11 protein-coding genes are annotated in these 8,810 nt (G+C 53.8%); 3 read left to right on the plus strand and 8 right to left on the minus strand.

Annotated features, from left to right (window positions below):
• Positions 1–241: 241 nt before the first annotated feature.
• Both ABX962_RS22200 and ABX962_RS22205 read right to left on the minus strand, forming a co-directional pair.
• Entirely contained in the window at positions 242–760 is a 519-nt protein-coding gene (locus ABX962_RS22200; protein ID WP_372722412.1) for an ankyrin repeat domain-containing protein, read from the minus strand.
• Positions 761–1,427: 667 nt separating this feature from the next.
• On the minus strand, positions 1,428–1,793 hold the full coding sequence (locus ABX962_RS22205; RefSeq protein ID WP_372722414.1) for a hypothetical protein: 366 nt from the start codon (positions 1,791–1,793) through the stop codon (positions 1,428–1,430).
• Positions 1,794–2,991: 1,198 nt separating this feature from the next.
• On the opposite strand from ABX962_RS22205, the gene ABX962_RS22210 reads away from it, so the two are divergent.
• Positions 2,992–3,225, plus strand: coding sequence for a CopG family transcriptional regulator (locus ABX962_RS22210; protein ID WP_345321862.1), 234 nt, complete (start codon positions 2,992–2,994; stop codon positions 3,223–3,225).
• A gap of 24 nt (positions 3,226–3,249) precedes the next feature.
• A complete protein-coding gene (locus tag ABX962_RS22215) occupies positions 3,250–3,534 on the plus strand; it encodes a type II toxin-antitoxin system RelE/ParE family toxin (protein ID WP_372722416.1) in 285 nt (94 codons plus the stop codon).
• A 926-nt stretch (positions 3,535–4,460) separates the two neighbouring features.
• On the opposite strand, the gene ABX962_RS22220 is transcribed toward ABX962_RS22215, so the two are convergent.
• Entirely contained in the window at positions 4,461–4,841 is a 381-nt protein-coding gene (locus tag ABX962_RS22220) for a hypothetical protein (protein WP_372722418.1), read from the minus strand.
• Between the two features lie 289 nt (positions 4,842–5,130).
• Positions 5,131–5,490, minus strand: coding sequence for a hypothetical protein (locus ABX962_RS22225; RefSeq protein WP_372722419.1), 360 nt, complete (start codon positions 5,488–5,490; stop codon positions 5,131–5,133).
• Positions 5,491–5,681: 191 nt separating this feature from the next.
• On the opposite strand from ABX962_RS22225, the gene ABX962_RS22230 reads away from it, so the two are divergent.
• Positions 5,682–5,813: a hypothetical protein gene (locus tag ABX962_RS22230; protein WP_372722421.1), complete on the plus strand. Its 132-nt coding sequence runs from the start codon at positions 5,682–5,684 to the stop codon at positions 5,811–5,813.
• A 424-nt stretch (positions 5,814–6,237) separates the two neighbouring features.
• Here the strand turns inward: ABX962_RS22230 and ABX962_RS22235 are convergent, their stop codons facing one another.
• The 4 genes from ABX962_RS22235 to ABX962_RS22250 form a co-directional block, all read right to left on the minus strand.
• Complete coding sequence (locus ABX962_RS22235) at positions 6,238–6,720, minus strand: hypothetical protein (RefSeq protein WP_372722423.1); 483 nt, start codon at positions 6,718–6,720, stop codon at positions 6,238–6,240.
• A 218-nt stretch (positions 6,721–6,938) separates the two neighbouring features.
• Complete coding sequence (locus tag ABX962_RS22240; RefSeq protein ID WP_372722425.1) at positions 6,939–7,436, minus strand: hypothetical protein; 498 nt, start codon at positions 7,434–7,436, stop codon at positions 6,939–6,941.
• Positions 7,437–7,697: 261 nt separating this feature from the next.
• On the minus strand, positions 7,698–7,994 hold the full coding sequence (locus tag ABX962_RS22245; protein ID WP_372722427.1) for a hypothetical protein: 297 nt from the start codon (positions 7,992–7,994) through the stop codon (positions 7,698–7,700).
• A gap of 141 nt (positions 7,995–8,135) precedes the next feature.
• Positions 8,136–8,654, minus strand: a complete 519-nt coding sequence (locus ABX962_RS22250; protein WP_372722429.1) for an ankyrin repeat domain-containing protein — start codon at positions 8,652–8,654, stop codon at positions 8,136–8,138.
• Positions 8,655–8,810: the final 156 nt, after the last annotated feature.

Here is an 8,810-nt window from a genome sequence, read left to right on the forward strand (position 1 = left end):
ATCCGCCGATAGAGAGAACGCAGAGCGCGCCCCAAAGGCAGATGAGCCCGACAACGAAGAGCGCAATGATGTGCGGCAGAATATGTATCGCATCGCCTCACGGTAGGTCGCACAACGGAAGGTTTTTACGACACCGCCGCTACCGAAGCGAACGATGCCCGAACTAGGAAAGATTCTACCAACGCCAGCGAGCGTTGCCAAACGACGAAGGTGTGCCGAAGGCCCCAGCGTAAAAACCATGTTAGGCGGCGGGCCCCGCATGTGTTTGCAGCATCTGAATGATCATTGCATAAGCCGCGCGGGCATCGTCAGGCATTCCGCCAACAAAATTGTGTTCGGCGCCGCCCATTTGGGCCCAACCGAGAGCGTCACGTTCGCCGTCGCCATCTAGGAGCGATGAATCCGCGCCACAATCAAGAAGCATGCGAACGCCTACGGCGTAACCCGCCGCAGCGGCAGCCATCAATGGCGTCTCGCCAGAATGCCCGCCCCGCCCATTGATCGGAGCACCGTGATCAAGAAGCAAACGTGATATCGCGATGTTATGCGAGTCCAGTGCGGCGATTAGCGGCTCGACGGATTCGCCAGCGAATGGGTCTTTAGCGATGAGTTCGCGTACAAGTTCGGGATGATCGTTTTCCGCGGCGTCACACAATGCCATGACAAACGCTTCGCGGCGTGGCATTGGCGAGCCCAGCAATGGTTGGTATCCACCATTGGCAAGGAGTTCGCGAATGTTTTCGGCTGACACTCGTGGCATTGGAGAAGATTCGACCGCACAACGGAGTTATGTACGACTCGGTGTCGTACTTTATGGGGAGGAGACTCTACTCTGGAGGCTCGCTTCTAATTACCCCGATTCTATTTCATTGTTGCTGGAAAGGTACTGTGGGCGGCTAATTAGTTCGGTGTGTAGGAATTGGCCTTACGAAACATCGCTTCATCGATCAATCAAGCAAAGGTGAATTTACAGGAAGATGAGGGACAGCAAAATGGTCAGCCCCCAAATGCAACATCTTCATTTTCCTGTCACCCATTTTCTTGTTTTCTTCTTAATGTAGTACTCCATCCGGGGAACTGCGATGCATCGAGCTGTACTCCCCACACGCGATTGGTCATGTCAACCGACGTCGCGTAAACGATCCTGCCGCCTCCCACCATGAAGCGGCTCCCCTTGAACACGGGTTTGGGATCAAGCTCGTTCCTCGCTGACGCGAAACCCTGAGAAGTTGTACGACAGTGAAGCACCAAGGCCGTATCCAGTTGTTTGACGCTATCCGTCAGAACGGACGAATCGGCAATTGAGTTGGCCACCGCCCTGCACGAAGCGAGCGATGTTTGAACAACGAGAAATTGTACCAACGCCAGTCCGCGTGACCAAACGTGGAAGGTGTGCCGAAGGCCTAGCGTAAAAACCATGTTGTCCGTCACTGCCCCGCGAGAAGATTCAGATTACTCTCAAAGGGTTCAATAAGGCCGTCACAATTCGGGCATTCGATGCTGCAGTCCATGTCAGCAAGCATAAAAGCAAGTTCGGGATAGCCACGGCAGGCAGCGAGCGCAGACATCATGTGCCGTAGTTCAGAGGCGGTGCTTTCGGTTTCCTTCGTGAATGGCATCGAAGCGGAAATCAATGGAACAGCGTCGTCCTGAGCGGATTCGTAGTCGCGACGAAGGAAGTCGGGAATAGCATCAGCGTCCGGAAGATGGCCGCAAGCCACAGAGTAACCGACGAAGCAAAGCAGGTCGCCACGGTCACGATTGTCAGCGGCCAGCGGTGAGATCACGGACACCAAATGAGGGATGGTTGCGTATGTGGCCGTATAGACCGACTGTTGGTGGCAGAGGGCACTCCAATAGTCGAACGATCTCACAGAGGCGTGAAAGTCGGTCGTCGGATCGTTGAGTCTTTGCAGCCATTCAACGGTGTCGTGGCAATCACCATAGGCGTGCCCAAGCGAAGTCCAGCGATCGTCGTCGAGTAAAAGCATACAATTCTGACGGACAACGGAGTTATGTACGACGCGGTGTCGTACTTGACAGAGGCGAGACTCTACGTTTGAAGGCTCGCGTTTGATTACCCCGATTCTATTCCATTCTTGCTGGCAAGATGCTGTGGGTTGCTATTCAGTTCGGTGTGTACAAATTGACCTTGCGAAGCATCGCTTCATTGATCGATCAAGCAAAGCTGAATTTACAGGAAGATGAGGGACAGAAAAATGGTCATCCCCCCAATTGCAGCATCTTCATTTTTCTGTCACCCATTTTCTTGTATTCTTCTGAATGCAGCAACTCATCCATGGCACTGCGATGCATCGTGCTGCACTTCCCACTAGCACTTCATAATGTGATACGGCGTCACGTTGACGATCCAGCCGCTTCCCGCCACGAAACGGCTCGCCTTGAACATTGGGGTGGGGATCAGGCTCGTCCCTCGCTGCTCCCAAACCCTCAGAAGTCGTGTGTCACGTTGCATCACGGTCGGCTTGCCACCAATATGGCGACAAAACAATCTGGCATTTGTTGATGTAATCGTAGAATTGATGACTGCAATGCGAGCAGTGAACAGCGCACAGTCCAAAGTTGCCAATCGAGATGGGGTTATCAAGACGGAACGACGCAATGGCCACGCACGCCGCGTCGGGGCCGATAACCCGATCGCATTCATGGCACGACGAGTCGGAAAGGATATCGCGGGACAGCCTGCGGTTGCGAGAACGTCGCAGTTCGTACGAGAAACTGAGGCAGCAATTACGACGCCAACCACAACGAGTATGGTTGTCCATGTGTCCAATTAACGACGCCTCAAGGATTCGGTAGTGACACACAACGGAAGGTTTTTACGACACCGCCGCTACCAACGCGGAGGTGTTTTGAACTGAATCGGGTTGTATAATGAGAGCGAGGCCAGCGCCACGTCGAAGGTGTGCCCGAAGAGCCCTTGCGTAGAAACCATGTTGTGTGACCCGGCAGCCCCGATTGGAGGTATCCATGAATGTACAGCTTAGCCCCGATTCAATGCAATTCGTAGAGGGTTTGGTAGCGTCAGGACAGTTTGAGTCTACAGAGGCTGCGGTTGATGCTGGAGTGCAGTTATTGAAAAGCCAGCAGCAGTTGCGCGCGGAAATTCAAAAGGGGATTGATGAGCTAGACGCGGGTCAAGGAATCGATGGAGATGTCGTGTTCAGCGAATTGCGAGAACGCGCCAAGCAGGCGATGGAGTAAGCAGGCGATGGAGTCATCCGAGTGATGCCAAGGTTAATAATTGCACCGTCCGCGCAGCAGGATTTGTCGGACATCTACGATTACATCGCACGCGACAAACCCATTGCTGCGGCTAACTGGGTCGAGAAAATCGAAGAGAAGTGCAAGCTCATCGCGACAACGCCCGAATTCGGTGAACGGCGTCCTGAGTACGGTGCCGACATCCAAAGCAGTGTGGTTGGTCGCTACGTGATATTCTTCAGGACAATCAGGGACGGTATCGAAGTCGCACGCGTGATCGCCGGAGACCGTGACATTCGTTCACTCTAGGGGCACACAACGGAAGGTTTTTACGTCGCCGCCCTGAACGAAGCGAGAGATGCCTGAACTTCGAGAGAATGTACCAAGGCCAGCCCGCGTGGCCAAACGCGGAAGGTGTGCCGAAGGCCTAGCGTAAAAAACCATGTTGTGCGGCGGACCATTTTCTATTCGCGTGCCGGTTTTACGCGGAAGTAACGGTTGGTTGTGCCCACAAATTTGGTGTATAGGAAGAATGGGATGGTGAACGCGTTTAGACAGTAGATCATCATTGCCCAGCTAATACGTTGACGAACTGGAAGGTCCCGTGAAAGCAGTGCCCAGAGAATGTAGATCGGAAGTTGGGCACAACATGCGCAGATGAAAGCCCAGCCAAGAAGTTCGCGTGAATCGCCAGTTGGCTTCGGAATGCGTCCGGATTCGATCCAAAGATACCCAGTCCACGACAGGGTTACGACGCACGAAAAGGTCAGGAAAATGGCGGGGGCAGCGGCCAGCAGAAAGCAAACCGCAACAACAAGCGAGCGTTTCTGTGGCGAGTGCTCAGTGCTTCGAGGAGATTCGTATGGATTTGCCAATCAGCGAGTCCGCACAACGGAGTTAGGTACGACTCGGTGACGTACTTTATGGGGAGGAGACTCCACGCTCGAGACTCGCTTCTGATTGCCCTGATTCTATTCCATTCTTGCTGGCAAGTTACCGTGGGTTGCGAATAGGTTCGGTGCGTAGGAATTGATCTTGCGAAGCATCGCTTCATTGATCAATCAAGCAAAGTTGAATTTACAGGAAGATGAGGGACAGAAAAATGGTCAGCCCCCAAATGCAGCATCTTCATTTTTCTGTCACCCATTTTCCTGTATTCTTCCGACCGTGTAATAAAGTAAAACTCGGCGAAGCATTTAAGCGGAGTGCTGCGATGCATCGAACTGCACTCCCCGCTAGCGTTTCGTAGTGTCACGCGACGTCGCGTTGACGACCGTGACGCTAATGGCGTCGGTTTTCGTGGTGCCATCTAGCGAAACGTGGACATCTGAGATCAGTGCAGTGGATTTGTAGTCGCCAGAAGTCGCTCCAGATTGAAAGCCGCGAAGAAGCAGGTCACGGGAGCCAACGCGATACGTCAGCGTCCGGCGGGCCGCACCATCGGCCGTGGCATCCGGCATGTAGTCAATGTCAATCGCGGATAAAGCTGTGTCGAGCTGCTGGAGTTCCGCATCAAGCAGGAGCACAGATGGGCGATGGTCCGAAGGTTCGGCGGAGTTTGAAAGTTCGCCGTCACATGTCAGAGTGATGAACCACGGTCTATGACGAGAGGACATTGCGGGCGTAAAGTGAGCGCGGAGCTGTTCGTCGTCGCGTAGTGAGCACGTGATATCCACCATTCGGTAGGTCGTACAACGGAAGGTTTTTACGACACCGTTCTCCACCAAAGAGAACGACATTGAACTACGAAAGATTCTACCAATGCCAACGCACGTTGCCAAACAGCGAAGGCGATCGAGGGCTGGCAGCTGCTAAGAATGTGACCGAAGCGATTGACCTTTGCCGACCGAAAGACTCTCCAACGACGACAGCCGCGACTTTGCGTAAAAACCATGTTGCACGACTCTAGGTGTGCCAATCGGCGCCGCAGTGCATGCACTGTTGCGCCAACGCAGTCCGCAGATTCTTACCGCATTCAGGACAGGGTTTCATCTTCTTTTTGCCATCGATCCAAGAGGCTGGAATCAGATCAAGCATTTCCGAAATGAACCAGAGAACCTTCATGGCGATGAACGCCGAAAGCAAGCTGCACCCAAGTCGTTCGCCGAGGTTCCAGTTGGTAAAGACCGTCAACCCAAAGAAAATCATGCCAGCGATTGCGAGCAACGCCAAGAGCCAGAACAGAATATACAGTAGGCCAAAGCCAGCGAGCAACGCTGCACCTGCGAAGAAGTCTTTTACAGGCGTTTTCGGCTTGCGGGGCATCTCGACTGAGGTCGCGTAACGGAAGGTTTTTACGTCGCCGTTCTCAACCGAAGAGAACGACATTGAACTACGAAAAATTCTACCAACGCCAACGCACGTTGCCAATCAGCGAAGGTGTGCCGAATGGCTAGCGTAAAAACCATGTTGGCGGACATTGAATCGGGGAAAAAGTCTCCATCTCAAGAGACGTAATGCGCGACTCCACGCCCATCAAGCCATGGCTGCCATTCTCCATCGTCAGCCAATTCGCCGAATACGGCAGCGGCGGGATCGAAGGCGAAGCAGAATCCGCAGGTGTCGTCGCCAAGGAGAAGGAGTTGTGAGTCGTTGCACGTATCACCATAGATATCGGCGGGGTGAACAGGGCCGGAGTACAGCATCCGTCCGTTTGGTAGCGAACCCCAGCCAACGGTCTCCATGTGTTGATGGTATGCATCAGGTAGCGTCGAGTGTTCAGCACGCAACGCTTCAAGCTCGGCAGGAGTCAGTGGTGTCAATCGCGAGTCGGCCATGATGCAAAGTGATTGGCCTATGTCCGCCAACGGAAGGTTTTTACGACACCCGTCCACAACGAAGCGAACGATGTTGGTGTTACGAACATCTTACCAAAGAATCGCGGCTTGAACAAAGAGCGAGGGTGTGCCGCTGTCTCCATCGGAGAAGAATCTCATCGAAGCAATCGGCGTTTGTCGTCGCAAAATGCTCAAATGGAGAGCGGCCTATGCGTAAAAACCATGTTGGTGGCCACTACGCCTCAGAGTTAGCGCTGACGTAACGACGAAAGTAGTCATGAAACACAGAGAAGATCGCGCCAACGGATTCGATCTCAGAAGCGAATTCCGCATAGACGCGTTGAACCTGTTGTGATTCCAATTCAGAGTCGTAGTTTGCATCTTCAATGTCGTTCAGCATGCAAAAGAAGAACTCGCAGTCGACATGACCACCGCCAGCGGCGTCGATAAATCGACCAGCGGCATCGAGAAATGTCGCCCACGATAATGCGCCCATTTGATGTTGTAAAAAAAGACAGGCCACACGTTCGTTGTCAGTGTTCCCGAGTTGCTCGAACGGTTCGGAGTAGACGAAGCGGTTGATTTCGGCGACTGCGTCAGGGTAGTACTTTATGGTTGCTATTTGCAGCACCCATTGGGGCACACTGGGAAGGGATGCAATAAGGTCGTCAGCCCACAGATAGTAGTGTTTGTACCAGATCAGTCGCGAGTCGATCATTGTTGAGATGAGAAACGCGAAACGTTTTTCGGTTACGTTCGACGCGAAAGGAGTCATTGGTTTGTGGCCACCAACGGGAGGTTTGCCGTCGCCGTCATAAACGAAGCGGACGACGTTGGAACAAGAGACGATTTTAACAACGCGACGCACATCTCGCCCAGAACGAAGGCGACCGCGGCATGGATGCCGCGGCCTTGCGGCAAATCTGTGTTGTGCGACTACCACGGACAGATTCCGTCGCCACAAAACGATGAATCGAAGCCGAAGTACGCCACGACCATTCCGCAGCGAACGTAGTGTCCAAGCTTACGGTCGCGGACGATGTATTCGTCGCCGTATTTTCCCGCTTTAACAATCAATTCAAGATCAGCTGCCCAAGCCGATGTCGGAAGATGAACCTCGTCGGAACTGGCGCACATAAGGATCATTCGATGCTTTCCAGTCTTGTAGAAGTGCAACTGCAATTCGCAGTGCGAAACACCATACGACCAAAGACGAACAGCGAAGCCATTGAATTCATCAAGTGACGCTTGAATTTCGTCGGGCTCGCGTTTGGATGTGACATGTCGTGCGCATCCGATCGCTTGTTTTCTCTCTTCAGTGGGCTGCTCGATTCCGCAGTTGGCACAGAAGGGAGTGTAGAGCAACGTTTCGTAGCCGCATTTGACGCACGGATAAATCGTTTCGACGTCGTTCCAGGGGATGCCATACGGCATGGGATTGGTCCGTGCAACGGAAGGTTTTTACGTCGCCGTTCTCCACCGAAGAGAACGACATTGAACTACGAAAAATTCTACCAAAGCCAACGCCCGTCGCCAAACAGCGAAGGCGATCGCGGGCTGGCAGCAGAGGGATCGTGACCGAAGCGATTGAAGTTTGCCCACCGAAAACTACTCCAATGACGACAGCCGCGAATTTGCGTAAAACCCATGTTGTCGGTCCTATGCGGCGGGGCGAAATTCTCGACTACCAGACGGTCAATGCGTGATGATGTACAAGATATGACTCTCGATCTTGCGCAGGGTCAGCGGTTGGAAGTGCGGAAGATTATCGCGCAGCCAATCGGTGATGGACGGCCCGTCACCATTGTCGCGACGGCCAGTGCATCGAACGGCATCGTCAAGTATTCCGTCAAGCTCCGGTTTGATGGTCGCAGCAAGATCACCGAACCGCTCGAATAAACGCTCGTCGCGTTTGCCGATCTGGATGGCGGCGGTATTCGGGTCGCCACCAAGATAGGTTTGCATCGCGATGTCGATGTCGAATTCTGGCATCTCTAGGACCGACAACGGAAGGTTTTTACGACACCCGTCCTCAACGAAGCGAACGATGCCTGAACTGAGAAAGATTGTACCAAGGCCAGCCCGCGTGACCAACCAAGGAAGGTGTGCCGAAGGCCTAGCGTAAAAACCATGTTAGGCGGCGGGCCCTGCGTGTGCTTGCAGCATCTGAATGATCATTGCATAAGCGGCGCGTGCATCGTCGGGCATTCCGCCAACAAAATTGTGTTCAGCGCCGCCCATTTGGGCCCAGCCGAGTGCGTCACGTTCGCCGTCGCCATCTAGGAGCGACGAATCCGCGCCACAGTCAAGAAGCATGCGAACGCCTACGGCGTAACCCGCAGCAGCGGCAGCCATCAAGGGCGTCTCGCCAGAATGCCCGCCCCGCCCATTGATCGGAGCACCGTGATCAAGAAGCAAGCGTGATATCGTGATGTGATGCGATTCCAGTGCGGCGATTAGCGGTTCGACGGATTCGCCTGCGACTGGGGCTTCGGCGATGAGTTCGCGTACAAGTTCGGGATGATCGTTCTCCGCGGCGTCACACAATGCCATGACAAACGCTTCGCGGCGTGGCGTCGGCGAGTCCGGCAATGGTTGGTATCCACCCTTAGCTAGGAGTTCGCGAATGTTTTCGGCTGACACTCGTGGCATTGGAGAAGATTCGACCGCCTAACGGGTTGTGTGGCCGACGCCGCCCCTGATCGAAGCGAAAGACGTTGGCCAGCCAAATGATTATACAACGCGAGCCCGCGTGGAATGAAGAGGAAGGCGTTTGCGGCATGGATGCCGCAACTCCGCGGCCACACA

The organism is Novipirellula sp., from assembly GCF_041583735.1.
Taxonomy (GTDB): Bacteria; Planctomycetota; Planctomycetia; order Pirellulales; family Pirellulaceae; genus Novipirellula.